24 protein-coding genes are annotated in these 26,846 nt (G+C 69.8%); 13 read left to right on the forward strand and 11 right to left on the reverse strand.

Annotated elements, in window-relative coordinates; translation table 11 throughout:
- Nucleotides 1-20 precede the first annotated feature (20 nt).
- Genes SPR02S_RS40060 through SPR02S_RS40070 form a run of 3 tightly spaced genes read left to right on the forward strand, consistent with a single transcriptional unit; the run spans nt 21 to nt 3,307 of the window.
- Entirely contained in the window at nt 21-1,046 is a 1,026-nt protein-coding gene (locus SPR02S_RS40060) for an ABC transporter substrate-binding protein (protein ID WP_019062659.1), read from the forward strand.
- Nucleotide 1,047: 1 nt separating this feature from the next.
- On the forward strand, nt 1,048-2,190 hold the full coding sequence (locus tag SPR02S_RS40065; RefSeq protein WP_019062660.1) for an LLM class flavin-dependent oxidoreductase: 1,143 nt from the start codon (nt 1,048-1,050) through the stop codon (nt 2,188-2,190).
- 40 nt (nt 2,191-2,230) lie between these two features.
- Nucleotides 2,231-3,307 (forward strand): NAD(P)-binding domain-containing protein, encoded by a 1,077-nt coding sequence (locus tag SPR02S_RS40070; protein ID WP_019062661.1) that lies wholly within the window; start codon nt 2,231-2,233, stop codon nt 3,305-3,307.
- A gap of 239 nt (nt 3,308-3,546) precedes the next feature.
- Here SPR02S_RS40070 and mltG read toward each other — a convergent pair whose 3' ends face one another.
- Together mltG and SPR02S_RS40080 are read right to left on the reverse strand one after the other, a co-directional pair.
- Complete coding sequence (mltG, locus tag SPR02S_RS40075) at nt 3,547-4,404, reverse strand: endolytic transglycosylase MltG (RefSeq protein ID WP_019062662.1); 858 nt, start codon at nt 4,402-4,404, stop codon at nt 3,547-3,549.
- Between the two features lie 43 nt (nt 4,405-4,447).
- Nucleotides 4,448-6,250 (reverse strand): ABC transporter ATP-binding protein, encoded by a 1,803-nt coding sequence (locus SPR02S_RS40080; protein ID WP_019062663.1) that lies wholly within the window; start codon nt 6,248-6,250, stop codon nt 4,448-4,450.
- A 130-nt stretch (nt 6,251-6,380) separates the two neighbouring features.
- On the opposite strand from SPR02S_RS40080, the gene SPR02S_RS40085 reads away from it, so the two are divergent.
- A complete protein-coding gene (locus tag SPR02S_RS40085) occupies nt 6,381-6,881 on the forward strand; it encodes a MarR family winged helix-turn-helix transcriptional regulator (RefSeq protein WP_019062664.1) in 501 nt (166 codons plus the stop codon).
- 58 nt (nt 6,882-6,939) lie between these two features.
- Here SPR02S_RS40085 and SPR02S_RS40090 read toward each other — a convergent pair whose 3' ends face one another.
- Nucleotides 6,940-7,578 carry an HD domain-containing protein gene (locus tag SPR02S_RS40090; RefSeq protein ID WP_019062665.1) on the reverse strand — a complete coding sequence of 213 codons (639 nt, stop codon included), beginning with the start codon at nt 7,576-7,578 and terminating at the stop codon, nt 6,940-6,942.
- A 106-nt stretch (nt 7,579-7,684) separates the two neighbouring features.
- Between SPR02S_RS40090 and SPR02S_RS40095 the strand changes: the two genes are divergently transcribed.
- Nucleotides 7,685-8,701 carry a GlxA family transcriptional regulator gene (locus SPR02S_RS40095; RefSeq protein ID WP_373283395.1) on the forward strand — a complete coding sequence of 339 codons (1,017 nt, stop codon included), beginning with the start codon at nt 7,685-7,687 and terminating at the stop codon, nt 8,699-8,701.
- Nucleotides 8,702-8,743: 42 nt separating this feature from the next.
- Here the strand turns inward: SPR02S_RS40095 and SPR02S_RS40100 are convergent, their stop codons facing one another.
- Nucleotides 8,744-9,427, reverse strand: a complete 684-nt coding sequence (locus tag SPR02S_RS40100) for a TetR/AcrR family transcriptional regulator (protein WP_019062667.1) — start codon at nt 9,425-9,427, stop codon at nt 8,744-8,746.
- A gap of 83 nt (nt 9,428-9,510) precedes the next feature.
- On the opposite strand from SPR02S_RS40100, the gene SPR02S_RS40105 reads away from it, so the two are divergent.
- Nucleotides 9,511-10,374 (forward strand): SDR family NAD(P)-dependent oxidoreductase, encoded by an 864-nt coding sequence (locus SPR02S_RS40105; protein WP_019062668.1) that lies wholly within the window; start codon nt 9,511-9,513, stop codon nt 10,372-10,374.
- A 98-nt stretch (nt 10,375-10,472) separates the two neighbouring features.
- Here SPR02S_RS40105 and SPR02S_RS40110 read toward each other — a convergent pair whose 3' ends face one another.
- The 3 genes from SPR02S_RS40110 to SPR02S_RS40120 form a co-directional block, all read right to left on the reverse strand.
- On the reverse strand, nt 10,473-11,897 hold the full coding sequence (locus SPR02S_RS40110) for a C4-dicarboxylate transporter DctA (protein ID WP_019062669.1): 1,425 nt from the start codon (nt 11,895-11,897) through the stop codon (nt 10,473-10,475).
- Between the two features lie 174 nt (nt 11,898-12,071).
- Entirely contained in the window at nt 12,072-13,643 is a 1,572-nt protein-coding gene (locus SPR02S_RS40115) for a peptide-N4-asparagine amidase (protein WP_373283399.1), read from the reverse strand.
- 112 nt (nt 13,644-13,755) lie between these two features.
- The gene (locus tag SPR02S_RS40120; RefSeq protein ID WP_020684261.1) at nt 13,756-14,517 is read right to left on the reverse strand and encodes a L,D-transpeptidase family protein; all 762 of its coding nucleotides are present in this window, start codon (nt 14,515-14,517) and stop codon (nt 13,756-13,758) included.
- Nucleotides 14,518-14,744: 227 nt separating this feature from the next.
- Here SPR02S_RS40120 and SPR02S_RS40125 point away from each other — a divergent pair, with 227 nt between their 5' ends.
- From SPR02S_RS40125 to SPR02S_RS40140, 4 genes are all read left to right on the forward strand, one after another.
- Complete coding sequence (locus SPR02S_RS40125; protein WP_019062672.1) at nt 14,745-16,673, forward strand: ABC transporter ATP-binding protein; 1,929 nt, start codon at nt 14,745-14,747, stop codon at nt 16,671-16,673.
- Nucleotides 16,670-18,451, forward strand: coding sequence for an ABC transporter ATP-binding protein (locus SPR02S_RS40130; RefSeq protein WP_019062673.1), 1,782 nt, complete (start codon nt 16,670-16,672; stop codon nt 18,449-18,451). Before SPR02S_RS40125 ends, SPR02S_RS40130 begins: the two co-directional genes overlap by 4 nt.
- A 279-nt stretch (nt 18,452-18,730) precedes the next feature.
- Nucleotides 18,731-19,207: a DUF5709 domain-containing protein gene (locus SPR02S_RS40135; protein WP_019062674.1), complete on the forward strand. Its 477-nt coding sequence runs from the start codon at nt 18,731-18,733 to the stop codon at nt 19,205-19,207.
- 51 nt (nt 19,208-19,258) lie between these two features.
- Nucleotides 19,259-19,531 (forward strand): type B 50S ribosomal protein L31, encoded by a 273-nt coding sequence (locus tag SPR02S_RS40140; RefSeq protein WP_019062675.1) that lies wholly within the window; start codon nt 19,259-19,261, stop codon nt 19,529-19,531.
- An 86-nt stretch (nt 19,532-19,617) separates the two neighbouring features.
- Here the strand turns inward: SPR02S_RS40140 and SPR02S_RS40145 are convergent, their stop codons facing one another.
- Nucleotides 19,618-20,409, reverse strand: coding sequence for a metal-dependent hydrolase (locus SPR02S_RS40145; RefSeq protein ID WP_019062676.1), 792 nt, complete (start codon nt 20,407-20,409; stop codon nt 19,618-19,620).
- 145 nt (nt 20,410-20,554) lie between these two features.
- Here SPR02S_RS40145 and SPR02S_RS40150 point away from each other — a divergent pair, with 145 nt between their 5' ends.
- Both SPR02S_RS40150 and SPR02S_RS40155 read left to right on the forward strand, forming a co-directional pair.
- Complete coding sequence (locus tag SPR02S_RS40150; protein ID WP_019062677.1) at nt 20,555-23,068, forward strand: DEAD/DEAH box helicase; 2,514 nt, start codon at nt 20,555-20,557, stop codon at nt 23,066-23,068.
- 19 nt (nt 23,069-23,087) lie between these two features.
- Nucleotides 23,088-23,951 carry an acyl-CoA thioesterase gene (locus SPR02S_RS40155; protein ID WP_019062678.1) on the forward strand — a complete coding sequence of 288 codons (864 nt, stop codon included), beginning with the start codon at nt 23,088-23,090 and terminating at the stop codon, nt 23,949-23,951.
- A gap of 61 nt (nt 23,952-24,012) precedes the next feature.
- Here the strand turns inward: SPR02S_RS40155 and SPR02S_RS40160 are convergent, their stop codons facing one another.
- Together SPR02S_RS40160 and SPR02S_RS40165 are read right to left on the reverse strand one after the other, a co-directional pair.
- On the reverse strand, nt 24,013-25,035 hold the full coding sequence (locus SPR02S_RS40160; RefSeq protein WP_019062679.1) for a DUF6397 family protein: 1,023 nt from the start codon (nt 25,033-25,035) through the stop codon (nt 24,013-24,015).
- Between the two features lie 126 nt (nt 25,036-25,161).
- Complete coding sequence (locus tag SPR02S_RS40165; RefSeq protein ID WP_019062680.1) at nt 25,162-25,575, reverse strand: roadblock/LC7 domain-containing protein; 414 nt, start codon at nt 25,573-25,575, stop codon at nt 25,162-25,164.
- 92 nt (nt 25,576-25,667) lie between these two features.
- On the opposite strand from SPR02S_RS40165, the gene SPR02S_RS40170 reads away from it, so the two are divergent.
- Nucleotides 25,668-26,096: a PPOX class F420-dependent oxidoreductase gene (locus tag SPR02S_RS40170; protein ID WP_019062681.1), complete on the forward strand. Its 429-nt coding sequence runs from the start codon at nt 25,668-25,670 to the stop codon at nt 26,094-26,096.
- A 10-nt stretch (nt 26,097-26,106) separates the two neighbouring features.
- Here the strand turns inward: SPR02S_RS40170 and SPR02S_RS40175 are convergent, their stop codons facing one another.
- Nucleotides 26,107-26,712 carry a GTP-binding protein gene (locus tag SPR02S_RS40175; RefSeq protein WP_019062682.1) on the reverse strand — a complete coding sequence of 202 codons (606 nt, stop codon included), beginning with the start codon at nt 26,710-26,712 and terminating at the stop codon, nt 26,107-26,109.
- Nucleotides 26,713-26,846 lie beyond the last annotated feature (134 nt).

A 26,846-nucleotide genomic window follows, 5' to 3' on the forward strand; every position in this document is an offset into this window, starting at 1 on the left:
TTACCGAGATCGGATCCCCCATGCGACGAAGCCTCGTCCCCGCCGCCCTGCTCCTCCCCCTCACCCTCCTGCTCACCGCCTGCGGCGGGAACTCGGCCGCCGAGACCTCGACCGGCACCGACGGCAAGGGCTCCCTCACGCTCAACGTCGGTGACCAGAAAGGCGGTTCGGAGGCGGTACTGCGGGCCGCCGGTGAGCTCAAGAACCTGGACTACAAGATCAAGTGGTCCACGTTCACCTCGGGTCCGCCGCTCCTGGAAGCCGTCAATGCCAAGGCCGTCGACATCGGCGCCGTCGGCAACACCCCGCCGGTGTTCGCGGCGGGCGCGGGCTCCAAGATCAAGGTGGTGGCCGCCTCGCACGGCAACTCCCAGGGCGAGGCCATCCTCGTACCGAAGGACTCCAAGCTGACCGAGCCGCAGCAGCTCAAGGGCAAGTCCATAGCCGTGGCGCAGGGTTCGTCCGCGCACTTCCAGCTGATCGCCTCCCTCAAGGCGGCCGGGCTCACCCTGAGCGACGTCAAGGTCAAGTACCTGCAGCCGGCCGACGCGCTGGCCGCGTTCACCAGCGGCAAGGTGGACGCGTGGACGGTCTGGGACCCGTACACCTCGCAGGTCCTCCAGGCCAAACAGGGCCGCATCCTGACGACCGGTCAGGGCCTGGTCAACGGGCTCAACTTCCAGGTGGCGGCGCCCTCCGCGCTCGGCGACAGCAAGAAGGCCGCGGCCATCAAGGACTATCTGGCACGACTGCGGCGCGCACAGGACTGGGTCTACGACCACCCCGACGCGTGGGCCAAGGTGTGGGCGAAGGACACCGGGCTGCCGTACGCGGTGGCACTGGCCTCGGTGAAGCGCACGAACGCCTCCCGTATCTCGGTGGCCGTCGACAAGCCGCTGATCGCCTCCGAGCAGCAGATCGCCGACACCTTCACCGGTCTGAAACTCATCCCGCGCAAGGTCGACTTCGCCGAGTTCGTCGACACCCGCTTCAACGGCAGCCTGCCGGCCTCGACGACCGCGCCGCGCGTCTACAAGGAGAAGTGACATGACGGTGCGTCTCCACTGGTTCCTGCCGACGGGCGGCGACGGCCGTACGCTCGTCGACCGACACGCCTACGGGCCCAACCGCGCGGGGGCGGTCCGCGGGGTGCGTCCGCCGGACATCGAGTACCTCGCCCAAATCGCCAAGGCGGCCGAGCAGTTGGGCTTCGAGGCGGTGCTCACGCCGACCGGCACCTGGTGCGAGGACGCCTGGCTGACCACCGTGGCGCTGGCCCAGCACACCGAGCGGCTGAAGTTCCTGGTGGCGTTCCGGCCCGGGGTGATCTCGCCGACGCTGGCCGCGCAGATGGCGGCGACCTATCAACGCCTCACGCGGGGGCGGCTGTTGCTCAATGTCGTCACCGGTGGCGACTCGGCCGAGCAGCGTCGCTTCGGCGACCGTCTCGACCACGATCAGCGGTATGCCCGTACGGACGAGTTCCTGTCGGTCGTACGAGGGGCGTGGCGGGGAGAGCCGTACGACTTCGACGGTGTGCACTACCAGGTCGAGGGCGGGCTGACGGCGTTGCCGCCCGATCCGGTGCCGCAGGTGTTCTTCGGCGGGTCGTCGGCGGCGGCCGGGCCGGTGGCCGCCCGGCATGCGGACGTGTATCTCACCTGGGGAGAACCGCCGGCGCAGGTCAAGGAGAAGATCGACTGGATTCGCGGGCTCGCCGAGCGGAAGGGGCGGGACGTGCGGTTCGGGGTACGGCTGCACACCATCTCGCGGGACTCGTCGGCCGAGGCGTGGGCGACCGCGAACCGGCTGCTCGACGACCTGGACGCGGACACGATCGCCGCCGCGCAGGCGGCGCTCGGGCGCAGCGAGTCGGTGGGCCAGCAGCGGATGCTGGCCCTGCACGGCGGTTCGCGGGCCGAGTTGGAGATCCACCCGAACCTGTGGGCGGGGGTCGGTCTCGTCCGGGGTGGCGCGGGCACCGCGCTCGTGGGCAGCCATGCCGAGGTCGCCGACCTGATCGAGGAGTACCACTCGCTGGGTGTCGAACACTTCGTGCTCTCCGGGTATCCGCATCTGGAGGAGGCGTACTGGTTCGGCGAGGGTGTGATTCCCGAGCTGGCGGCGCGTGGGCTGGTCGAGGGGCCGGCGCGGGCGGGGGTGCCGTTCCTCGTGGGGAGCGGGCGCTGAGCGCGGGAAGATCCATGGCCGCGGTGCTGTTCGTACAGGCGTGAACAACACGCGTGTGGTCGACGTGGTCGTCATAGGCGCCGGGCAGGCGGGTCTGGCCGGCGCCTATCACCTGCGGCGCACCGGTTTCGAGCCGGAGCGCGACTTCGTGGTGCTGGACCACGCGCCCGCGCCGGGCGGCGCCTGGCAGTTCCGGTGGCCGTCGCTGACGTACGGCAAGGTGCACGGGATGCACGCGCTGCCGGGCATGGAACTCACGGACGCGGACCCGGCCCGCCCGTCCGCCGAGGTGATCGCCGAGTACTTCGCCGCGTACGAGCAGGCCTTCGACCTGCGGGTACGGCGGCCGGTGAATGTGAAGGCGGTACGGGAAGGCGAGGGTGGCCGGCTGCTCGTCGAGACGTCGGACGGTACGTGGTCGACGCGGGCGGTGATCAACGCGACCGGCACGTGGGACCGGCCGTTCTGGCCGCGCTATCCCGGTCAAGAGACCTTCCGGGGGCGGCAGTTGCACACCGCGCAGTACCCGGGGCCCGAGGAGTTCGCCGGGCTGCGGGTGGTCGTGGTGGGCGGGGGCGCGTCCGGTACGCAGCATCTGATGGAGCTCGCTCCGTACGCCGCCGCGACGACGTGGGTGACCCGGCGTCCGCCGGTTTTCCGCGAGGGTCCCTTCAGCGAGGACGTGGGCCGGGCTGCCGTCGCGCTGGTCGAGGAGCGGGTGCGGCAGGGGCTGCCGCCGAAGAGTGTCGTCTCCGTGACCGGGCTGCCGCTGAACGACGCGATCCGGCAGGCGATCACGGACGGAGTGCTGGACCGCCGGCCGATGTTCGACCGGATCACGCCGACCGGGGTGGACTGGAACGACGGTCGCCATGTGGACGCCGATGTCATCCTCTGGGCAACCGGATTCCGCGCCGCGATCGACCACCTGGCACCCCTGAAGCTCCGTGAGCCGGGTGGCGGCATCCGCGTCGAGGGAACCCGTGCGGTCGCCGACCCGCGTGTCCACCTCGTCGGCTACGGGCCGTCCGCAAGCACCATCGGCGCGAACCGGGCGGGGCGCGCGGCTGTGCGGGACATCAGGCGGTTGCTGGCCGGGGAGCCGGTGGCGGTCTGAGGTTGTTCGGGGCGCTTACCGGCTGGCCAAGGGTCTTTTTGAGGGGCGCGAGGAACTGCGCGACCAGCCACAGCGCACCCGCACCCGCCAACGAAACACAAGCCACTCACCCCGAAACGCGCACATGAACCTGACGCCGCGCCGCCCCACCCGTCCGCGATCGACTCCGCGCACTCCCGTGACACATCAGGCGGCGCCGGCCGGAATGCCGAGCGCCGCCCGACCTCGTCCCGCTCGGGTCACTTCGTGGGCGACGCGCTGTTCTTCTGAGCCGCGTTCTTCTGGGCGGCGTTGAACTCGGCGACGTTGCGCTGGTGTTCCTCGTAGGTGGCCGCGAAACGGGTGTCGCCGGGCTTGACCGTGACGAAGTAGAGCCAGTCGCCCGGGGGCGGGTTGATCGCGGCGCGCATCGCGTCCTCGCCCGGGTTGTCGATCGGGGTGGGCGGCAGGCCCATGCGCTGGTAGGAGTTGTAGGGGCTGTCGAGCCGGGTGTCGCTGGTGGTGGTCTTCAACGTGGCGCGGTTCAGCGCGTAGTTGATGGTCGAGTCCATCTGGAGCGGCATGCCGCGTTCGAGGCGGTTGAAGATGACCCGCGCCACCTTTCCCATGTCCGCCTTGGAGGCCGCCTCGGCCTGCACGATGCTCGCGATGGTGACCGCCTGGTACACGTTCATCGCGTTGCGCTGGGCGCCGGCGGCGACCGGAGCGCCGTTGAACTTCTGGTTGGCGGTGTTGACCATGAAGGACAGCAGCGACTCGGGCGTCGCCTTCTCCTTCAACGGATATGTCGCCGGGAAGAGATAGCCCTCGGGGTTGCCCTCCGCGTCGTTCGGCAGCTTCAGGCCGGCTTTCGCGATCGACTTCTTCGTGGTGCCGACCGGCAGCGCGAGGACCTTGTCCACCGCTGCGTAGATCTGGCCCGAGCGCCAGCCCTCCGGGATCACCAGTGATGTGGGCCGTGCGTCCCCCTCGCTCTCCAGGCTCAGCAGCGGCACCGCCACGGCGGTGCCGGCCACGACGGCCCCCGTCGCGATGAGGGCGACCCGGCCCCTGCGGGTCAGTCGAATCGTGCTCCGTGGCGGAGTGTTCATCTGCATGCGGGCACGGTAACCCGCATATCGTCACAAACCCGGCATATCTTCAGCTTGTCGGTTCCAGTTGGGCATCCCGGCGTACGAGAGCCGCGTACCGCCCGTCCTGGTCGAGCAGTTCCTCGTGCGTGCCCCGCTCCGCGATCTGCCCGGAGTCGAGGACCACTATCTGGTCGGCGCTCCGGATCGTGGACAGCCGGTGGGCGATGGTGAGCGTGGTGCGGTTGGCCGACAGGGCGTCGATGGCGTCCTGGACGGCCGCTTCGGTGCGGTTGTCCAGCGCGCTGGTCGCCTCGTCCAGGATGAGGACGGGCGGGTCGCGCAGGATGGTGCGGGCGATGGCCAGGCGCTGCTTCTCGCCGCCGGAGAACCGGTGTCCGCGCTCGCCGACGACCGTGTCGTACCCGTCGGGCAGGCCCGCGATGTGCTCGTGGATCTGCGCCGCGCGCGCCGCCGTGTACAGCTCCTCGTCGGTGGCGTCCGGCTTGGCGAAGCGGAGGTTGTCGGCGACCGAGGCGTGGAAGAGGTACGTCTCCTGGGAGACGACGCCGACGGCACGCGCGAGCGTGTCGAAGTCCAGGTCGCGGACGTCGACCCCGTCGAGGGTGACCCGGCCGCCGGTCACGTCGTAGAGCCGGGGCACGAGATAGCCGAGGGTCGACTTTCCGGCGCCGGTCGGGCCGACGATCGCGAGACTGTTGCCGGCCGGGACGGTGATGTCGATGCCGTCGAGGATTACGCCGCTCTTGTCGTCGTAGTGAAACTCGACGTCCTCGAAGGCGACCTCGCCCTTGATGCTGTCGAGGTGGACCGGGTTCTCGCGCTCGGTGATGTCGATCGGCAGGTCGAGGTACTCGAAGATGCGGGCGAAGAGCGCCAGCGAGGTCTGGATCTGGACGCCGGTCGACAGCAGGCTGACGGCCGGGCGGAACAGGCCCTGCTGGAGCGAGACGAAGGCGACGATCGTGCCGATCGAGGCGTCCGGGCCACCCAGGTGGAGGGTCATGCCGGCCGTCCAGTAGATGACGGCGGGCATCGCGGCCATCACGATCGAGATGACGGACATGCGCCAGCGCCCGGCCATGTTCGACCGGACTTCGAGGTCGACCAGGCCCTCGGACTCCTCGGCGAAGGACCGGGTGAGGGAGTCGGAGCGGCCCATGGTGCGGCCGAGCAGGATGCCGCTGACGGACAGCGACTCGGTGACCGTGGCGGCCATCTCGGCCATCTGCCGCTGGCGCTGGGTGGCGATCTTCTTGCGCTCGTTGCCGACGCGGCGGCTGATCCACACGAAGACCGGGAGCAGCAGCAGCGAGACGACGGTCAGCCGCCAGTCCAGGGCAATCATCGCGATGATCGTGGCGACCACGCTGGTCAGGTTCGAGACCAGGGAGGTGGCCGTGGAGGTGACGGTGGCCTGCATGCCACCGATGTCGTTGGCTATGCGGGACTGGACCTCGCCGGTGCGGGTCCGGGTGAAGAAGGCGAGCGACATGCGCTGCAGTCGGCCGTAGACCGCTGTGCGCAGGTCGTGCATGACGCGCTGGCCGACCGTCGTGGAGATCAAGGTCTGCAGCACGCCGAAGATGCTGGTCAGGACGGCGCTCAGGATCATGCCGAGCGCGAGCAGGCTCAGCAGGCCGGTGCGGTTCTGCGGGATGGCGACGTCCAGCGTTTCCTTCAGCAGGAACGGGGTCGCCACGGTGACCAGGGACGCGGCGCCGACCAGGAGGCCGACGACCGCGAGCCGGGCGCGGTAGGGCTTGAAGAGCTTGAGGATGCGGCGCACCTGCCGGGGTTCGTCGGTCGGGGCGCCGGGGGACGGTGTCCAGTTGATGTCGTCGCGGGGCATGGTCTCCTACGGATGGTGAGGCGATCAGGACTGGTCAAGTGCTCAGAACTCGTGGAGCGATGAGACCTGATGGAGCATAGCTCATTGTTACCTATACTCACAATGCACAAGGTCCTGATATTGTTCCCGTATGACCACCCCCGATTCCGACGGCCTGCTCGCGGATCAGCTGCTGCGGCTCACCCGCCGGGTGCAGCGCATCCAGAAGCGCCATCTGGAGCATCGCGACCTCGGCATCACCCCCGCCCAGTCCCGACTGCTGCGCACCCTCGCGCACTTCGACTCCCCGCCGCGCATGGCCGACCTCGCCGAGCGACTCGAGGTGGTGCCGCGTGCCGTGACGACGCTGGTCGACGGCCTGGAGGCGAGCGGCAAGGTGCGGAGGGTGCCCGATCCGTCCAATCGGCGGGTCATCCGGATCGAGATCACGGACGACGGCCGGAAGGCGCTGCAGGAGCTGCGGGGTGCGCGGCGGGGCGCGGCACACGAGATCCTGGCGCCGCTGACGAATGTGGAGCGTGAGGTGTTGCGGGGGTTGCTGGACACCTTGGTGGACGGGCCGACCGGTGCGCACGAGGGACATGAGCATGCGGCGCAAGGGCAGGGGCACGGGCACAGGCACTCCTGCTGACCCGCGCCGCCGTTCCCTCCGGAGGCCGGACTCTCCTCACTCGGGCCGGTTCAAGTCCTTACTCGGGCCAGTTCGAGTCCTTGATGCGCTCGACGAAGTCGCCGCGTACGAAACCGGGCACGAAGTGCTCCAGTACATCCGCCTTGATGTTGCCGAAGGTGGTCTCGGGGCGGTCCTTGATGCCCTCGGTGAAGGCGGCGAGGATCCCGTTCTTGAAGTCCGGGCGGGGATGTGCCGCCACGACGGCCGCGCGCTCCTCGTCGGAGACGGCGTCGTAGCCGATGCCCACGACGTCCAGCGACACACCCCGGTTGACCAGGGCGATCTCGGCCGACATGTGCAACGGGATCTCCTGCGTGGTGTGCAGGGCGATGCTCGCCCAGACCCGGTCGGCCGGCTCACCGGTGATGCCGTGGGCGTGCAGGAACCGGCGGGCCTCGTCGGCGCCGTCGATCTCGAAGCGCTGATCGGTGCGGCGGAACTTCTCGGTGAGCCCGAGATCGTGGAACATCGCGGCCACGTAGAGCAGTTCGGGGTCGTATCCGAGCCCCTGCTCCCGGCCGCGCAGGGCTCCCCACAGGAACACCCGCCGGGAGTGGTCGAACAGCAACGGCGTCGCCGCCTCGCGCACCAGCTCGGTCGCCTCCCGCACCAGGGCGGTGTCCGGGATCTCCACGCCTGCGATCACTTCACTCATCGTTCTTGCCTCTCCTGGATGCCGTTGCATGCCGTATGCCTCCAGGATCGTCAGCGGCGTACGCTGGAGCCATGTCCTCACAGCCAGGAAAACCACAGATTCGGACATGGCTCCAGGCGTGGCCTCCGGCATGGCTTCAGACGCGGCTTCCGGCATGACGCATCGGGTCGGATTCATCGTCTTCGACGGCGTGACCATGCTCGATGTCAGCGGCCCCGCCGAGGTGCTGCACCAGTCGGGCAAGCTGGGGCATCCCTACGAGCTGGTGCTGGTCTCGCCCCGCGGCGGCGCGGTCACCGCGTCCAACGGGCTGACGTTGACAGGCACGATGACCGCGATCGACGCCGGACCGGTCGACACCGTCGTGGTCGCCGGAGGGGACCGGCTGGCCCAACAGTCCGTCGAGGATGAGCTGTTGACCGCGACCCGCACCCTCACCGACCACACCGCGCGGGTCACGTCCGTCTGCACGGGCGCCTTCGTCCTCGCCCAACTGGGCCTGCTGGACGGCCGGTCGGCCACGACCCACTGGCGGCAGGCCGAGACGCTGGCCCGCCGTTACCCCCTCGTGCGCGTCGAGCCGGACGCCATCCACATCCGCGACGGGCACTTCGTCACCTCGGCGGGCATCAGCGCCGGGATCGACCTGGCGCTCGCCCTCGTCGAGGACGATCACGGCGCGGACGTGGCCAGGGACATCGCGCGCGAGCTGGTCGTCTTCATGCAACGCCCGGGCGGGCAGTCCCAGTTCTCCGCCGCGACCGCCACCCCACCACCGCGCACCGATCCGCTACGGTCGCTGGTCGCCTCGGTGTTGGCCGACCCGGCCGCCGACCACAGCCTCCCCACGATGGCGGCGACCGTGGCAGTCAGCCCCCGCCACCTGACACGCCTCTTCCGTACCGAACTCGGTACCACGCCCGCCCGTTGGGTCGAACGGGTCCGTCTCGACCGCGCCCGGCATCTCCTCCTCGAAGGCCACAGCGTCACCTCCGCAGCGCACCACAGTGGCCTGGGCACCGACGAAACTCTCCGCCGCGCCTTCGCCCGCCACTTGGACACGACACCGACGCACTACCGCAGCCGGTTCGCCAGTACGCGGGGCCACTCGCCGATGCTGTGAGCCGCGGCCCATGGCTCCAGCTCACACCCGCCCTGCCTCGACTCACGCCTCCGCCGGAGGCTGTGTTGGCGCCTCAGCAGTGCGCAGCCCGGTCAGCAACGCGGCCAGGATGCGCGTCAGTTGGGGCTCGACGTCGACCAGTGCGTGCGCCAACTCGGGGCGGGATTCGTAGAGCGTGCGCAGGCGGGTCCCTGGGGCGGCCATCTGCAACAGCGCACCGGCCATGCTCGTCGCCGTGGCGATCACATCGACGGCCGAACGCCCGGTGATCGCGAGCATCCGGCACAACTCGGCTGCCAGCGAAGCGACTACGCCGAGTACGACCGTCTTGAACTCGTACACCGAGTCGAGCGAGACGTTGCGTTCCAGGTTCAACGGCGCCTGAGCAAGCAAATCGCAGAAGAACGGCCGCGCGACGAGGGTCTGCGCGATGACGGCGGCGACCGCGTCGGAATCCCCGTCGGCGACTTCGCTCAACCGCACCCGAAGCTCCGCCGACCAGTCCTCCCACCCTTCGGCGGTCAGCGCCAGGAAGATCTGCTCCCGGGTCTCGAAGTACCGCAGCATGGCGGACTTGTGCAAGCCCACGGCGGCGGCGATGTCCGTGAGGGTGACCTCGCGCACACTGCGTTCGGCGCCGAGGGACCGGGCGGCGTCGAGGATCGCCCGCTCGCGCTGCTGCTTGGCCGCCGCGCTGCGGGCGCGCTGGGGACTGGGCGTGCTCATGACCCAGAGCGTAGCGCAACTTGGTTGCATTAATTTAGCGCAACAGGGTTGCACTAATAACGAAACGGTGTTTTGCTAGCTGCATGACTCAGACATGGTTCATCACCGGTTCGTCCCGCGGCTTCGGCCGCAACCTCACCGTCGCGGCCCTGGAGGCCGGCGATCAGGTCGTCGCCACGGCCCGCAAGCCGGAGCAGCTGGACGACCTCGTGGAGAAGTACGGCGACGACGTACTCCCCGTCGCGCTCGACGTCACCGACCGGGCGGCCGCAACGACGGCTCTACAGGCGGGGGTCGACCGCTTCGGCACGATCGACGTGGTCGTCAACAACGCCGGGTACGCCAATCTCTCCCCGGTCGAGACGACACCGGAGGACGACTTCCGCCGACAGTTCGACACCAACTTCTGGGGCGTCTACAACGTCTCGACGGCGGCGCTCCCGTTCCTGAAGGCGCAGGGCGCGGGCACGGTCGTACAGTTCTCGTCCATCGGCGGCCGGGTCGGCGGGAACCCCGGACTCGGCTCGTACCAGGCGGCCAAGTTCGCGGTCGACGGCTTCACGCGCGTGCTCGCGGCCGAGACGGCACCGTTCGGCATCAGGTACCTCGTCGTGGAACCGGGCGGCTTCGCGACCGACTGGGCCGGCTCGTCGATGCAGATCCCGGAGGTGGCGCCGGAGTACGACGAGACCGTCGGCGCGCTGATCCGCCTCTTCGACGGCCCCGTGGTCGCCGCGGGCGACCCGAAGCGCGCCGGGGAGATCCTGGTCCGGCTCGTCAAGCAGCCGAACCTCCCCTCCCATCTCCTCCTGGGTGTCATCGCGGTCGAGATGGCGCAGAACTACTCACGCGACCAGATCGCCCAGGCGGCCACATGGGAATCGGTGAGCCGCTCGGCCGACTTCGACCAGGACTACCCGGTCGACCTCATAGACACCGAGGCGTAGGAAACCGCCCCACCCGGGTCACCGAAAAACGGGCCGCGACTCCCCCACCGTAGAAACGGAGCAGAAGCCGCAGCCCGCCACGACAAACCGACTCACCCTCAACTGGCCTCGGGGGCAGTCTCCTTGACGCGCTGCGCGGGGATCTCCGCCTCTTCCGGAACGGTCTCTTCTACGGCTTCTTCCGGCACAGCCGCTTCCTCTCCGGCCGTGATTTCACCTTCTTCTACGTCCGTGATCTCGCCGTCGAGGACCTTCTTGGCCCGCTCGATGTCGAGGGCACCCTCCCAGCGGGAGACCGCGAAGACGGCGACGCAGTTGCCGAGGAGGTTGGTGACGACGCGCATCGAGTCCATGATGCGGTCCACGCCGAGGAGCAGGGCGACCGCGCCGGCCGGGATCGCGCCCAGCGAGGAGGCGGTCGCGGACAGGGCGAGGAAGGCCGAACCGGGGATGCCGGCCATGCCCTTGCTGGTCAGCATGAGCACCAGGACGACGGTGATCTGCTGGCCGAGACTGAGGTCGACGCCGACGGCCTGGGCGATGAACAGCGTGCCGATGGAGAGGTAGAGCGAAGCACCGTCGAGGTTGAAGGAGTAGCCGGTGGGCAGCACCAGGCCGACCGCGTCGTCCCGGGCGCCGGCCTTGCGCAGCTTCTGCATCACGCGCGGCATGACGGACTCGGTGGAGGCGGTGCCGAGCGCGAGGAGCATCTCCTCGCGGATGTAGCGGAGGAACTTCCAGAGGCTGAGCCCGGTGACCATGCGGAGAGCGACGGCAAGCACCACGAGGAAGAGCGCGGCGGCGACGTAGCAGAGGATGATCAGCTTGGCGTAGGTCTTGATCACGCCGAGCCCGTACTGGCCGACCAGGACGGCCATCGCGCCGAAGACGGCGAGCGGAGCGAGTCGCATGACGAAGCCGACGATCGCGAAGATGATCTCCTGCGCCTGCTCGATCGCGGGCAGGACCTGCGGCACCTTGGTGTGGCCGAGGTGGAGCAGTGCGGCGCCCACCAGGCAGGCCAGGATGAGGACTTGGAGCAGGGAGTTCTCGGCGAAGGCGCCGATGAAGCTGGTGGGCAGCGCGTTGACGATGAACTCGGTCGTCGAGGGCAGCGCGGCGCCGCCCGTCTTCGCGTCCACCGCCGAGGTGTTGAGCGTCGACGGATCGACGTGCATCCCGAAACCGGGCTGGACGACGTTGGCGAGGACCAGACCGATGATCAGCGCCGCGGTGCTGGCGACCTCGAACCAGATCAGCGCCTTGAGGCCGATCCGGCCGAAGGCCTTGAGGTCACCGGCCTTGGCGATGCCGACGACGACCACGCAGAACACGAGCGGCGAGATGATCGTCTTGATGAGCCGGGTGAATCCGTCGCCGAGCGGCTGGAGGTCCGTGGCCACGTCGGGCCACAGCTTTCCGACGAGGATTCCGAGGACGAGCGCGCAGGCGACCTGCGCGAAGAGTGAGGTACGCAGTATGCGTGCGACGCGTCGCGGCAGAGGCGGGACGGACGGCGGCACGGGCACTCCTTGAGGGGGGACGGTCGTTCGCGGAAGTCGATGGGGGGCGACTTCTGCGATACGGAAAGCGGCTTCCGAGTGGACACTTTGAAGCCGTTGTTGATCGCCCGGAAAACCTCCGTGTGACGGCCGTGTAAATCACACATCTGAGTGACGCATCGCACGCACAGCAGTTCAGCAGCCGCTGTGGTCCTCCGTGAGCACCCCCTGCGCGGTCGACAGCGAACGGTCGTAGCAACCGCCCGAGCCGTACAGCCGGTAGCGCTCACTCGACGTCCCGACTGCGTGCCGCTGGTCGCGGGGCACGTTCAGCGTGTAGGTCGCGTCACCGCTGTAGGTGTCGTCGAACCGCGACCACCCCGCCCGACGCCCGTCCCGCGTATCGACGACGGCCGCCCGGTCGCCCAGCGTGAGAACGGTACGCAGCCGGTCGTCCGTCCCGATCGTCGTCGCGCCGTTCATCGTGTACGTCCGGTGCGTGGCCGTCGTCCGGGCCGGTCCACGTCCGTCGACGGTCACCGACTCGTCGTCCGTCCAGGTCGCGTCGAGCCCGTCCATGTTCTCGCCGTCGATCCAACGGTGTACGGAGGTGTTCGCGAGCGTCCGGTCGACGGTGGTCCGCACCCGGCCGTGCGAGGTGTCGACATACCCGGCGGTGGTCAGCCGGTGGCCCGCGTCGGTGTCCACGCGTTCCTCCGAACCGGGCGTGTATATCGAGGAGTTGGCGAGCTCGCCCGCCCGGTCGAGGGTGAGTTTTCCGGTGACGTGGGCGCGCTGCGCGTCCTGCCAGACGAGCACGTTCACCGGCGCGCTCCACCCACTCTGCCCCTCGGGCACGCCCACGACGGAGACGTCGATGTGGTGCGGGCGGCCGTCGTTGAGGAGACCGGCGAAGGGTGTGAGGTCGTATTCGATCGGCTTGACGTCGAAGGCGCGCGGGCCGGGAATGACGTACCAGAGGAAGGGGTCGGACCAGCCGCCGGTCCACACGTTCGGGAACGGGGCGGCGATTCCGGCGAGTTGGCCGTCGACCTTGATCTGCACCTCGCGGTAGGGGCCCTTGTCGGCCTGGCAGGAGTACGGCGCCGAGTCGGGCACGGCGAGGTACCAGAACTCCTCGCAGCCGCCGCCGGATCCGGTGGCGTACACCTCGGCCACGATGCGTTCGGTGTTGCGCGGGGTGGTGAGGGTCGAGTCGGCGGCGAGGGTGAGGACACGGTCGGGGGTCTGCGCCGCGGCAGGTCTGCCCTCGTAGAACGTCAGCGTGGCCTTGACGCCGATGACTCCGGTGTACGTGTCGTCGACGACGTTGCCGATGAGCATCTCGACGTCCTGCGCGGTGCGGAAGGTGGCGCTGTAGCGGGTGACGTCCTTCTCCACGGACCAGGCGATGCCGTCGGGGGACGGCTCCGGCGTCGACGTACGGAGGATCTCGACCCCGCCGACGTGCAGATAGCCGAGTCGGTCGTACTGCCGTCCCTTGACCGTGCCGTCCAGGCGCAGCACGACCTTGCTCCAGTGGTCGCCGCAGGCCTTGGGCGGGGTGTAAGTGCCCTTGTACGGGGTGAAGTCGCGGAACTCGGTGTCGGCGAGGGTGACTTGGCAGGACTTCGTCGCGGGCTTGGCGATCGGCGCGGCGGCGGTGAGGGGGTCGTGCCAGTCGGTGCCGAACTCGGCGGGGACGTCGGCGGGGACGTCGGCGACTTGGACTTTCGCGTCGGCTGCTTGGGCTTTCGAGCCGACCAGTTGAGCTTTCGCTTCGGCCGCTTGTGCGGGGCTCGCCCCGAGGAGGGTGCTCGCCAGGAGGGTCACCCCGGCGAGCATGGACATGACTATCCGGTTTCTCATGGGCGGTGTTCTACCCCTTGAGGTCCGCCCTGTCCCCCATCAGCACCACGGGATGCCGGTCCGGGTCCAGCGTGCGCAGCAGATACTCCATCGCCTCTTTGGACAGGCTGACGCAGGCCGACGTACCGCTGCCGTGGTCCAGATGCAGCCAGATCCCGCCACCCTTGTCCTCGCCCTCGGGCTGCTCCGCGTCGTCGGGCGGGGTGCCGGGGACACGGTTGTAGTCGATGGCGATGACGTAGTCGAAGTCGTGCCAGTGCGACTCGTCCCAGTCGCGCGGTGCCTCGTACGACTCGTCCTGGGAGTACGGGAGTGCGGTGCCGGGGTCATCGAGCACACCGCCCGCGGCGGTCAGCGTGAACACGCCGACGGGGCTGCGCTTGTCGCCGAGGTGGTGGTCGGTGGTCCAGCCCAGCTTGCCGTTGTGCGCGGGCCAACTGGCGGCCCGTTCCCAGGTGTTGCCGTTCTTGGTGAACAGGACGGCGGTGGAGTCCGGGGAGTCGTTGCCGTTGCCGTAGACCGTGAGGACCTGGCCGGTGTCGGCGGGGATGGCGCGCTGGAGCCGGTCGCCGACGTCCGGGATGCGGGTCGGGTCCGGGGCCGCGGTGGTGGTGACCGGTCTCGGGTGGGTCGCCCGGGCGCCCGGTCTCCCTTCCCGGCCGCCGGAGTGTCCGGTGTGCGCGCTGCCGCACGCGGACAGGGTCGTCATCGTCAGAAGAGAACCGAGAGCCGCCATCGCGACCGTCGCACGTCGTGTGCCGCCACTCTGCATCGGGCCATGGTCACATCGCATTCGGCGGCATTGCGTGAGGTCACGGACATCTCGCCCCTGATGGGTGAACGCCGGTTCTGACCCCTGCCAGGGAAAACCGCTTGCTTCCGACCACGCTGCGACGCGAACCTTTCACGGTTTGTTGCCGCGTTCCGCTCGCGGTCCGTCGCCGCGCTCCGCGGTTCCCTCCTCCCCCTTCCCGCCTGAACAAGAGCCACTGGGACGTCATGCAGATTCAAGACCTTCCGTATCCCGACCCGGGTGTGCCGGACGCGCGCTCGGGGCCCCGATTCCTGTGGTGGCTCGGCCGGAATCAGCTCGGTGGACAGTTCAAGTCCCTGGCCTGGGGGCTGCTGCACTTCGTGTCCGTCTCCGCGCTGCCGTTCTGTGTGGGGTTCGCCGTGCAGGCCGTGGTCGACCGCTCCTGGAGTCGACTCGCCCTGACCGGCGGGCTGATGGTGCTGTGCGGGGCGGGCATCGCCGTGGGCGACACCTTCCTGCACCGGGCCGCCGTCACCAACTGGATCACGGCCGCCGCCCGCGTCCAGCAACTGCTGGCCCGCCAGGCGGCCCACCTCGGCTCGGCGCTGACCCGGCGGGTCGCCGCCGGTGAGGTGGTGGCCGTGTCGACAGGCGACGTCGAGAAGATCGGCTGGTTCGTGGAGGCGCTGTCCCGCTTCCTGGCCGCCGCGCTGACGATCGTCATCGTGTGCGTCGGGCTGTTCGTGTACCAGCCCGCGCTCGGTGTCGTCGTCGCCGTGGGGGTGCCCCTGCTGGCGGTCTCCGTGCTGCCGCTGCTGCCCCGCGCCACCCGGCGCGCCGACGTGCAGCGCGAGAAGGCCGGCCGCGCCACCGAACTCGCCTCCGACACCGTCGCCGGACTGCGGGTGCTGCGCGGGATCGGCGGCGAGGAACTGTTCCTCGACCGCTACCGCCGCGCCTCCCAGGAGGTACGCCACGCGGCCGTGCGCAGTGCCCGGATGTGGGCGGTCATCTCCGCGATCCAGGTGCTGATGCCGGGGCTGCTGCTGATCGCGATCGTCTGGCACGGCGTGCGGCTGGCCCGCGAGGGACGGATCACCGTCGGCGAACTGGTCACCGTCTACAGCGCGGTGATGGTCATGTCCTACCCGCTGCGGCACTTCGAGGAGATCGCCATGGCGTACTCCTTCTCCCGGCCCTCGGCCAAACGCGCCGCGCACGTGCTGTCCCTGGAGCGGGTCACCGACACCGGGGGAACACGCGCGGCCGAGGCCCCCGCCGGGGATCTGTACGACCCGGACACCGGTCTGCTGGCCCCCTCCGGCCGGCTCACCGCCGTGGTGTGCGGGGACCCGGACGCGGCCGGGCGGCTGGCGGAACGCCTCGGCGGGCACCCCGCCGAGGAGGGCGTCTCCGTACTCCTGGACGGCGTACCGCTCGACGAACTCCCTCTCGACTCGGCGCGCACCGCCGTCCTCGTCCAGGACAAGGACCCGGTGCTGCTGTCCGGTTCGCTGCGTGAGCTGCTCGATGTGCCCTCCTCGGGTGCGGTCGGCGCGGAGGAGGCGCTGGCCGCCGCGCAGTGCGGGGACGTGCTGGTGGCGCTCGTGCAGGGGTCGCTCGACACCGAGGACCCGATGGACGCCCGCATCACCGAGCGCGGACGTTCGCTGTCGGGCGGACAGCGCCAACGACTCGCCCTGGCGCGGTCGTTGATCACGGACCCGGAGGTCCTCGTCCTGGACGAGCCGACGTCCGCCGTCGACTCCCACACCGAGGCCCGGATCGCCGACGGCGTACGGGAGTTGCGAACCGGCCGGACCACGGTGATGTTCACCTCCTCGCCCCTGCTCCTGGACCACGCGGACCGGGTCGTGCTGGTGCACGAGGGCGCGGTGGTGGCGGTCGGCGCTCACCGCGAACTGCTGCGGAGCGAGCCCCGGTACCGGGCCGTGGTGACGCGGGAGACGGAGGAGGAGTCCGCGTCGCGCGATGAACAGGCCGTGCTGCGGAGCGAGTTGGGATCCCGAGATGCCCCGCTCCGGGGTGCCGCGGAACACGACGAGGGTCCCCTCCGGGGTGCCTCGGACGACGACGATGCCTCCCTGCGAGGTTCCCTGGACGACGAAGCCGCGCTGCGGAGCGCACTGGAAGAAATCGAGGAGAGCGCATGATCGGCGTGGCGCCCCCGGCCTACGACCCGGCGGCCCCGACCACGGCGAACACCCTGCCGGTCGGTGCCCCCGCGACCGTACGCGCCTACGTGTCCGAACTGTTCCAGCGGCATCGCCGTGCCTTCCTCCTTCTCGTCGCCGTGAACACGGTCGCCGTGGTCGCCTCGATGGTGGGGCCCTATCTGCTCGGCGATCTCGTCGAGCGGGTGTCGGACGGAGCGCGGGAGCTTCATCTCGGCCTGACCATCGGGGTGTTCGTGGTCGCGCTCGCCGTCCAGGCCCTGTTCATCCGGCAGGTGCGGTTGCGGGGCGCGATGCTCGGCGAGCACATGCTGGCCGACCTGCGCGAGGACTTCCTCGTACGGTCGGTCGGACTGCCCCCGGGTGTCCTCGAACGGGCGGGCACCGGCGACCTCCTGTCCCGCATCACCACCGACATCGACCGGCTCGCCAACGCGATGCGCGAGGCCGTGCCGCAACTGGCGATCGGCGTGGTGTGGGCGGTGCTGCTGCTCGGCGGCCTGGTCGTCACCGTGCCGGAACTGGCGCCCGCCGTGCTGATCGCGGTGCCGGTCCTGGTGATCGGCTGCCGCTGGTACTTCAAGCGCGCACCGGCCGGCTACCGCTCCGAAGCCGCCGGGTACGCCGCCGTGGCCGCGGCCCTCGCCGAGACCGTGGACGCCGGCCGGACCGTCGAGGCGCACCGTCTCGGCGACCGACGGATCGCTCTCTCGGAGCGCCGCGTCAAGGAGTGGACCGCCTGGGAGAACTACACGCTCTGGCTGCGGTCGGTGCTGTTCCCGGTCATCAACGTCACCCATGTCACGGTGCTCTGCTCGGTCCTGATGCTCGGCGGGGTGTTCGTCCTGCGGGGCTGGATCGATGTGGGCGAACTGACGACGGGTGCCCTGATCGCGCAGATGCTCGTCGACCCGGTGAACCTGATCCTGCGCTGGTACGACGAGCTCCAGGTCGCCCAGGTCTCGCTGGCCCGGCTGGTCGGCGTCCGCGACATCGAGCCCGATGCCGGGGACGCAGGTCTGTCCCCCGAGGGCCGGGACGTGCACGCGGACCGGGTGCACTTCGGCTACCTCGAGGGCGTCGACGTGCTCCGCAAGGTGTCCCTGGAGGTCGCGCCCGGTACCCGGCTGGCCCTGGTCGGCCCCTCGGGCGCGGGCAAGTCCACCCTGGGCAGGCTGCTCGCCGGTATCTACGCACCCCGGGACGGCCGGATCACCCTCGGCGGCGCCGAACTCTCCCGGATGACCGCGGAACACGTCCGCTCCCATGTGGCCCTCGTCAACCAGGAGCACCACGTCTTCGTCGGCTCCCTGCGCGACAACCTCCTGCTCGCCCGGACCGACGCGACCGACGCCGAGCTGTGGGCGGCGCTGGGCGCGGTCGACGCGGACGGGTGGGGGCGGGCACTGGACGACGGCCTGGACACCGAGGTCGGCTCGGGCGGGCTCGCGCTCACTCCGGCCCAGGCCCAGCAGATCGCGCTGGCCCGGCTGGTGCTGGCCGACCCGCACACGCTGGTCCTGGACGAGGCGACCTCGCTCCTGGACCCGCGTGCGGCCCGGCACCTCGAACGCTCCCTGGCCCGCGTCCTCGACGGCCGCACGGTCGTCGCGATCGCCCACCGTCTGCACACCGCCCATGACGCAGACGTCATCGCCGTCGTCGAGAACGGGCGGATCAGCGAGTTGGGGAGCCATGACGAGCTGGTGGCGGCGGAGGGGGCGTACGCGGCGCTGTGGCAGTCGTGGCACGGGTAGCTCCGCTGGTCGAGCGGTTACTGAGCTGCGGGCCGGTGGAATCCTGCGGGCCGGTGGGGGCTGGTCGGGGAGAGAGGTGACTGATCTGCGGGCCGGTGAGTACCCGCCGGCCGGTGGGGGCTGGTCGCGCCCACGCGGCGGAGCCGCATATGTCACAGCCCCGCGCCCCTTCCGGGGCGCTGTACCGCACCGGAACCGGGCGCCTGCCGTTGCGCCCGGGGGAAAAGGGGTGGAAGGCTGGGATGAGAACGGGCCGGTCCCCACCACCTGGAGGTACCCGTGAACAGCGTCGACGGATGGGGAGACGATGTCTACCAGCCCGACGGATCCGAGGTGCAGGACGACGCGGGTCTGCTCGACGCGGAGGACACCCTGGTGGCCGACGGTGTCGAGGACCCCCTCGACCGCGGCTGGTCCCCACCGGACCGCCCCTGGGCGGTGGAACGCGACGACGTGACGGCGGCCGGGCGCGAGCACGGCGAGACGCTCGACCAGCGCCTCGCCGAGGAGGTCCCGGATCTCGCCGTGTCCGACGGCGACGGCCTCGGCGACTCCGAGGACACCGACGGCGAACTCCGGGACATCGAGGTCGGTGACGTCCGCTCGGGCCGGCTCGTGGCACCCGACGAAGGGGCGCACGAGGACGAGGAGAGCGGCCTGATCGCCACGGACGTGGGCATCGACGGCGCCGCCGCCTCCGCCGAGGAGGCCGCGATGCACATCGTCGACGAGGACGAGGACTCCCTGTACGGCTGAGTTCGCCGCCCCTTCGCCGTCCACCGCACTGTCGCCGCAGAAGGAGCAGCCATGCAGCAGGACAAGCAGCCCGACTACCACCCCGTGGTCTTCCGGGACCGCGCCGCCGGATACGCCTTCCTGACCCGGTCCACCGCGACCAGCGACCGGACCATCGAGTGGGACGACGGAGAGACCTACCCGGTCGTGGACGTGGAGATCTCCTCGGAGAGCCACCCCTTCTACACCGGCAAGGCACGGACGGTGGACACGGAGGGCCGCATCGCCCAGTTCGAGCGGCGCTACGGCAGCGGCGAGGCGGCCCAGGGTTCCGGCGGGACGTGAGCCGGCACGGGGATGTGCGTAGGCGCAGGAGTGCGCACGAGTGCTGAGGTGTGCGCGAGCGCTGACGCCGGAACTGAAGGCGGGCCTCAGATCACGTTGAGCGCCGCCGCGCAGCCCACTCCCCCGAGCAGTATGAACACCGGCATCAGCACCTTGAGCTCGATCCAGCTGCCCGCGCGGAACCGCATCACCTTCGGCGGGCCGATCGGGTACCAGCGCTTGCGGCCCAGCGGGATCGGCCACAGGATCGGGCAGCCGGAGACGGTCAGCGCGTCCCCGATGTCGTGCACCAACGCACCCAGCACGACCGGCAGTCCCAGCCACAGGTACTGGTGCTGGTCCGTGAACAGCCAGTCCGAACCGTTGCCCGGCTTGTCCAGCACTCCGGCCAGGATCCACGCGCTGGTCGCCGCCAGCAGCCACACCAGGATGTCGCTGCTGGAGCCGCGGGCCGCCCGCCACAGCAAACCCTCGATGGCCAGCACCATGTGCACGAAGAGGATCACCAGCACCCCCCAGCGGCCGCCCATGATCGCCACAGCCGCACTCCCCGCCCCGATCAGGACCGCCCACAGCCAGGTGTGGGTAAGGGTGCGGTGCCCGCCGGAGCGGCGCGGGTCGCCCTGCTTCCTGGTCCCCTTGTACGCGGCGTACGAGAGCTTGTCGACGATCTCGCACAGGCCCCGGGACACGGGTCCGAAGGCCCGGGAGATGGTCGCCGCCTTGTGGTCGAGGTCCGGGGCGAGCGCGGCGCCGGCGCAGATCAGGGCGCCGACCAGGATCACCGGCCAGGGCATCGGATGCCCGGCCGCGGCGGTCGCCGCTCCGACGCCGAGCCAGGCCGCCGCTCCCGACAGTGAGTGTGCTGGTCCCATCATGGCCGTTCCCCGCCCCATTCCTCTTACGCCGCCGGTCAGTTGCTCGGGCGCCCTGACACTCTGTCGGCGACACAGCGTAGCGGTAGCGATCTTCGTCTCCGCAGCCGATTCCCCCATCGGCCACGGCGCCAGGCAAGATGGGGTCGTGACCCTCATCGACCAGTTGCCGCCGACCGCAGATCCAGACGCCCTCTACGAAGCCTTCGAGTCGTGGGCCACGGAGCGCGGTCTCACGCTCTACCCCCATCAGGAGGAGGCGCTGATCGAGGTGGTCTCCGGTGCGAACGTGATCGTGTCGACGCCCACCGGCTCCGGCAAGAGCATGATCGCCGCCGGTGCGCACTTCGCCGCGCTGGCCCGGGACGAGGTCACCTTCTACACCGCCCCGATCAAGGCGCTGGTCTCGGAGAAGTTCTTCGAGCTGTGCAAGATGTTCGGCACCGAGAACGTCGGCATGCTGACCGGCGACGCGTCCGTCAACTCCGACGCGCCCATCATCTGCTGCACCGCGGAGGTCCTCGCGTCGATCGCGCTGCGGGACGGCAAGCACGCGGACGTCGGCCAGGTCGTCATGGACGAGTTCCACTTCTACGCGGAGGCGGACCGCGGCTGGGCCTGGCAGATCCCGATCCTGGAGCTGCCGCAGGCGCAGTTCATCCTGATGTCGGCCACGCTCGGCGACGTCGCGATGTTCGAGAAGGACCTCACCCGCCGTACCGGGCGCCCCACTTCGGTGGTCCGCTCGGCGACCCGGCCGGTGCCGCTGTCCTACGAGTACAGGCTGACGCCGCTCACCGAGACGCTGACCGAGCTGCTGGAGACCAGGCAGGCGCCGGTCTACATCGTGCACTTCACCCAGGCGCAGGCTGTGGAGCGGGCGCAGGCGCTGATGAGCATCAACATGTGCTCGCGCGAGGAGAAGGACCAGATCGCCGAGCTGATCGGCAACTTCCGCTTCACCACCAAGTTCGGCCGCAATCTCTCCCGTTACGTACGGCACGGCATCGGTGTGCACCACGCCGGCATGCTGCCCAAGTACCGGCGCCTGGTGGAGAAGCTCGCGCAGGCGGGCCTGTTGAAGGTCATCTGCGGTACGGACACGCTCGGGGTGGGCGTCAACGTGCCCATCCGCACCGTGCTGTTCACGGCGCTGGCCAAGTACGACGGCATTCGGGTGCGCACGCTGCGCGCCCGTGAGTTCCACCAGATCGCGGGCCGCGCCGGACGCGCCGGCTTCGACACGGCCGGTCTCGTGGTCGCACAGGCCCCCGAGCATGTCGTCGAGAACGAGAAGGCGCTCGCCAAGGCGGGCGACGACCCGAAGAAGCGCCGGAAGGTCGTCCGCAAGAAGGCGCCCGAGGGCTTCGTCGGCTGGTCGGAAGGCACCTTCGAGAAGCTCATCACCTCCGATCCGGAGCCGTTGACGTCCCGCTTCCGGGTCACGCACACGATGCTGCTGTCGGTGATCGCCCGCCCCGGCAACGCCTTCGACGCGATGCGGCATCTCCTGGAGGACAACCACGAGCCGCGCAAGCAGCAGTTGCGGCACATCCGGCGGGCGATCGCCATCTACCGCTCGCTCCTGGACGGCGGCATCGTCGAGAAGCTCGACACCCCGGACGCCGAGGGCCGCATCGTGCGCCTCACGGTCGACCTTCAGCAGGACTTCGCCCTGAACCAGCCGCTGTCGACCTTCGCGCTCGCCGCGTTCGAACTGCTGGACCCGGAATCGCCGTCGTACGCGCTGGACATGGTGTCCGTCGTCGAGTCCACGCTGGACGACCCCCGCCAGATCCTGGCCGCCCAGCAGAACAAGGCGCGCGGCGAGGCCGTGGCCGCGATGAAGGCGGACGGCGTCGAGTACGAGGACCGCATGGAGCGCCTCCAGGACGTCAGCTACCCCAAGCCGCTGGAGGAGTTGCTCTTCCACGCGTACAACACGTACCGCAAGAGCCACCCGTGGGTCGGCGACCACCCGCTGTCCCCGAAGTCCGTGATCCGCGACATGTACGAACGGGCCATGTCCTTCACGGAGTTGACCTCCTACTACGAGCTGGCCCGCACCGAGGGCATCGTGCTGCGCTACCTCGCCGGCGCCTTCAAGGCCCTCGACCACACCGTCCCCGACGACCTCAAGTCCGAGGACCTGCAGGATCTGATCGCCTGGCTCGGCGAGATGGTGCGCCAGGTCGACTCCAGCCTGCTGGACGAGTGGGAGCAGCTGGCCAACCCGGCGGAGATGACCGCCGAGGAGGCCCAGGAGAAGGCCGACCAGGTCAAGCCGGTCACCGCGAACGCGCGCGCCTTCCGGGTCCTCGTCCGCAACGCGATGTTCCGCCGCGTCGAACTCGCCGCCCTCGACCATGTCGACGAGCTGGGCGAGTTGGACGCCGAGGCGGGCTGGGACGCGGACGCCTGGGGCGAGGCGATGGACAAGTACTGGGACGAGTACGAGGACCTCGGCACCGGCCCCGACTCCCGCGGGCCCAAGCTCCTGCTCATCGAGGAGGAGCCGCAGCACGGCCTGTGGCGCGTTCGGCAGATTTTCGCCGACCCGAACGGCGATCATGACTGGGGCATCAGCGCGGAGATCGATCTCGCGGCCTCCGACGAGGAGGGCCGTGCGGTCGTCCGCGTCACCGACGTCGGCCAGCTGTGAGCACAGGAGAATCCCACCCATGACGAACCCGGCAGAGCGGCTCGTCGACCTGCTCGACCTGGAGCAGATCGAGGTCAACATCTTCCGTGGCCGGAGCCCGCACGAGTCCCTGCAGCGGGTCTTCGGCGGCCAGGTAGCGGGCCAGGCGCTGGTCGCCGCGGGGCGCACCACGGAAGGCGACCGGCCGGTGCACTCGCTGCACGCGTACTTCCTGCGCCCGGGCCGGCCGGGCGTGCCGATCGTGTACCAGGTCGAGCGGGTACGGGACGGGCGGTCGTTCACCACCCGTCGGGTCACCGGCGTGCAGCAGGGCCGCACGATCTTCAATCTCACCGCCTCCTTTCACAAGCCTGAGCAAGGTCCCTTCGAGCACCAGCTGCCGGCCCGCGAGGTCCCGGACCCGGAGTCCCTGCCGAATGTGTCGGAGGAGGTCCGGGCCCATCTGGGCGTGCTGCCCGAGCAGTTGGAGCGGATGGCGCGCCGTCAGCCCTTCGACATCCGGTACGCGGACGGGCTGCGCTGGAGCGCCGAGGAGATCAAGGACGCCGAGCCGCGCAGCGCGGTGTGGATGCGCGCGGTCGGGCCGCTCGGCGACGATCCTCTGGTGCACACCTGCGCGCTGACCTACGCCAGCGACATGACGCTCCTGGACGCCGTCCGGATCCCCGTCGAACCCCTGTGGGGACCGCGGAACTTCGACATGGCGTCACTGGACCACGCCATGTGGTTCCACCGGCCGTTCCGCGCGGACGAGTGGTTCCTGTACGACCAGGAGTCCCCGATCGCAACGGGCGGCCGCGGTCTGGCCCGCGGACGCATCTACGACCTGGAGGGACGCCTGCTCGTCTCGGTCGTCCAGGAAGGGCTGTTCAGAGCGCTGTAGCCGACGGATGGGCGCTGCGGTTGCCGAATGCGCACCACAGTTGGTGGGCGCGCGCTGCGGCTCACGCGTTTCTGCGGCGCAGCCAGCCCAACATGCCGCGTGATCGCTCGGGCTCCGGCGCGGGTTCCGGCACAGGCTCGGGCGGGTGCTCGCTCAGGGTCGGCGGTGGTCCGACGGGTTCGGCGGGTTCGGCGGTCGGCGGCCATTCGGCCGGATCAGCGGTCGGTCGTGGGACGGCCGGTTCAGCCGTCGGTCGTGGAACGGCCAGTTGGGCGGTCGGCCGTGGTGCAGTCAGTTCGGCTGTCGGCCGTGGTGCGGGGCGGTGGCGGCGCGCCTCGTCCAGCACCTGGGTCAGATCCGCCCGCAGCCAGCTGATCTCGTCCGGGTCCTCCGCCGTCATGATCCGCTCGGCGATGTGTGAGGCGGGCGAGCCGGGAGCCCCGTGGGCCGGCGGGTCCGGCCGGAAGCGGTTCAAGTGAGCGCGCTCGTACGGGTCCTGGACGATTTCCGCGATCTGGACGGGGTCGAGCAGCGCGGCCAGGGCGCCGGCGCGCTCCCACGGGCCGTCGGCCTGACGGAGCAGGAACCCGAGATGCCGTCCGCGCCAGTTGCGGGGCCGTAGATCCAGGCCGGCCTGCAGTTGGTCCCTCAGTCCCTCGGGTGTGCGGCCGTTCAGCAGCGAGGTGTGGTTCTTGTCGGCCGCGAACTGCCGTAGTTCTTCGGCGAGATAGAGCCAGACCACGGCCCGGTAGCGGTTGACGTAGAACCTCACCGGCACCACCAGGCCCAGCCGGGCGAAGCGGGTGAACCTGGCGGAGGTGACCTCCATGAGGGCCGCGCCGTCCGTGGTGCCCACGGTCTTGACGCTTTCCAGGAGCGTTTCGGGGAATCCGTCCGCCGAGCGCAGTCGGTCGATCTCGGCGCGGGTGACGCGGCGGCCGCCGCCCCCTTCGTCGGGCGCGGTGCGGATGCGTCCGAGATGTACGGCGAGGTCGAACTCGCCGCGCTTGAGCCCCAGTTCTCGTGCCGCACGACTGGGCGTGCACGAGAGGTCGGACGGTTTGGTGATGGTGTTTCCTGCCATGGTCGATCTCCCCCGCGGAGTCCATTGCTCACGCTGTGTGCGCTTGCGATGAACAAACCGTAACCGGTTCGGCGGATCTCGTGGCAGGCCTGTGGATAACTCCGCGGAGGCCGGAGAAGTCGCAGGTCAGAGATCTGTGACGGGGGTCCGCTCGGGCTGCCGTGCATCCACGCCGAGGTGCTCGCCGACGCGGTTGACGAGGAGTGTCATCTCGTAGGCGATCTGGCCGATGTCCGCATCCGCGCCGCTGAGGACGCACAGACAGCTGCCGCTGCCCGCGGCGGTGACGAACAGGACGGCGTCGTCGAACTCGATCATCGTCTGCCGCACGCCGCCCGCGCCGAAGTGGCGTCCCGAGCCCTTGGCCAGGCTGTGCAGTCCGGAGGAGACGGCGGCGAGATGTTCGGCGTCCTCGCGGCGCAGCCCCGTGCTCGCGCCCGTCACCAGCCCGTCGTTGGAGAGGACCAGGGCGTGGCGTACGTGCTCGACACGCTCGGTCAGATCGTCAAGCAGCCAGCTCAGTCCCTGGTTCTGCGCCATGTTCCGGCCTCCCCGTGTCGCCTCTCCCCCTGGCCGGAGGATCTCCCGTCAGCCTTCCCCACCTCCGTCGCCCGGGCAAGGAGGATAGGGGCATGGCACAGAAGATGACCGACGAGGAGTGGCGGGCGTTCGTCTCGCACGGCACGCGCACCGGCAAGCTGTCGACCGTTCGCGCCGATGGGAGCCCCCATGTGGCACCGATCTGGTTCCTGCTGGACGGAGACGATGTGGTGTTCAACACCGCGAAGGAAACGGTAAAAGGGCGCAATCTTGCCCGTGACGGGCGAGTCGCCCTGTGTGTGGACGACGATCGGCCGCCGTTCGACTTCGTGGTGCTGCAGGGGCGCGCCGCGTTGTCGGAGGAGCCGGGCGAACTCCGGTACTGGGCCGCCCGGATCGGGGCCCGCTACATGGGCGAGGAGCGCGCCGAGGAGTTCGGTGCCCGCAACGGGGTCCCGGGCGAACTCCTCGTCCGCGTCACGGTCGACAAGGTCCTGGCCCAGAAGGGCATTTCGGAGTGAGACGCCCCTGTCAGCCCACCGAGTCGAGCATCCGGGCGGTGTGCATCCGCCCGGCGTACTCGACGAGCCGGATCAGCACCTCCTTCCCGGAGTCGCGGTCGCGGGCGTCGCAGAGGACCACTGGTGTTCCCTGATCGAGGTCCAGCGCGCGGGAGACATCGCGGGCGCCGTAACTGCGGGCGCCTGTGAAGCAGTTGACGGCCACCACGAACGGGATGTGCCGGTGCTCGAAGTAGTCGACCGCGGGGAAGCAGTCCTCAAGTCGCCGGGTGTCCGCGAGGACGACGGCCCCCAGCGCCCCCTGCGACAGCTCGTCCCACAGGAACCAGAAGCGGTCCTGGCCCGGCGTGCCGAACAGGTATAGGGAGAGGCCGGACCTGATGGTGATGCGGCCGAAGTCCATGGCGACGGTCGTCGTGACCTTCTGGTCCACGCCGTCGGTGTCGTCCACCAACTGCCCGGCCTCGCTGAGCAGTTCCTCGGTGCGCAGCGGCCTGATCTCGCTGACCGCGCCCACCATGGTGGTCTTGCCCACGCCGAATCCGCCGGCGACCAGGATCTTCAACGCCAGGGCGGTCGTCTCGCCGTCCTCGGCGTCGGAGTGCTCGGAGACCATCGATCACTTCTCTCGGGAGTGCCGGCGACGCTCGACGTCCGTGGATACGCATCTTGGCAAGTGCGGCCTCACCCTGGGCGGTTGGACCGCTATTTGCCCGATGTGACCGCCTCGTACCCGTTCGGTGAGCGAAA

Origin of the sequence: Streptomyces prunicolor NBRC 13075 (assembly GCF_000367365.1) — a bacterium.
Taxonomy (GTDB): Bacteria; Actinomycetota; Actinomycetes; order Streptomycetales; family Streptomycetaceae; genus Streptomyces; species Streptomyces prunicolor.

Bases quoted from the DNA above. Each gene is read 5' to 3' on its own strand.
- SPR02S_RS40065 (WP_019062660.1), top strand. From the start codon at position 1,048: ATGACGGTGCGTCTCCACTGGTTCCTGCCGACGGGCGGCGACGGCCGT.
- mltG (WP_019062662.1), bottom strand. From the start codon at position 4,404: ATGCAGATGAACACTCCGCCACGGAGCACGATTCGACTGACCCGCAGG.
- SPR02S_RS40130 (WP_019062673.1), top strand. From the start codon at position 16,670: ATGATCGGCGTGGCGCCCCCGGCCTACGACCCGGCGGCCCCGACCACG.
- SPR02S_RS40145 (WP_019062676.1), bottom strand. From the start codon at position 20,409: ATGATGGGACCAGCACACTCACTGTCGGGAGCGGCGGCCTGGCTCGGC.
- SPR02S_RS40160 (WP_019062679.1), bottom strand. From the start codon at position 25,035: ATGGCAGGAAACACCATCACCAAACCGTCCGACCTCTCGTGCACGCCC.
- SPR02S_RS40165 (WP_019062680.1), bottom strand. From the start codon at position 25,575: ATGGCGCAGAACCAGGGACTGAGCTGGCTGCTTGACGATCTGACCGAG.
- SPR02S_RS40060 (WP_019062659.1), top strand. From the start codon at position 21: ATGCGACGAAGCCTCGTCCCCGCCGCCCTGCTCCTCCCCCTCACCCTC.
- SPR02S_RS40155 (WP_019062678.1), top strand. From the start codon at position 23,088: ATGACGAACCCGGCAGAGCGGCTCGTCGACCTGCTCGACCTGGAGCAG.
- SPR02S_RS40105 (WP_019062668.1), top strand. From the start codon at position 9,511: ATGACTCAGACATGGTTCATCACCGGTTCGTCCCGCGGCTTCGGCCGC.
- SPR02S_RS40170 (WP_019062681.1), top strand. From the start codon at position 25,668: ATGGCACAGAAGATGACCGACGAGGAGTGGCGGGCGTTCGTCTCGCAC.
- SPR02S_RS40125 (WP_019062672.1), top strand. From the start codon at position 14,745: ATGCAGATTCAAGACCTTCCGTATCCCGACCCGGGTGTGCCGGACGCG.
- SPR02S_RS40095 (WP_373283395.1), top strand. From the start codon at position 7,685: ATGGCTCCAGGCGTGGCCTCCGGCATGGCTTCAGACGCGGCTTCCGGC.
- SPR02S_RS40120 (WP_020684261.1), bottom strand. From the start codon at position 14,517: ATGCAGAGTGGCGGCACACGACGTGCGACGGTCGCGATGGCGGCTCTC.
- SPR02S_RS40080 (WP_019062663.1), bottom strand. From the start codon at position 6,250: ATGCCCCGCGACGACATCAACTGGACACCGTCCCCCGGCGCCCCGACC.
- SPR02S_RS40085 (WP_019062664.1), top strand. From the start codon at position 6,381: ATGACCACCCCCGATTCCGACGGCCTGCTCGCGGATCAGCTGCTGCGG.
- SPR02S_RS40090 (WP_019062665.1), bottom strand. From the start codon at position 7,578: ATGAGTGAAGTGATCGCAGGCGTGGAGATCCCGGACACCGCCCTGGTG.
- SPR02S_RS40100 (WP_019062667.1), bottom strand. From the start codon at position 9,427: ATGAGCACGCCCAGTCCCCAGCGCGCCCGCAGCGCGGCGGCCAAGCAG.
- SPR02S_RS40175 (WP_019062682.1), bottom strand. From the start codon at position 26,712: ATGGTCTCCGAGCACTCCGACGCCGAGGACGGCGAGACGACCGCCCTG.
- SPR02S_RS40140 (WP_019062675.1), top strand. From the start codon at position 19,259: ATGCAGCAGGACAAGCAGCCCGACTACCACCCCGTGGTCTTCCGGGAC.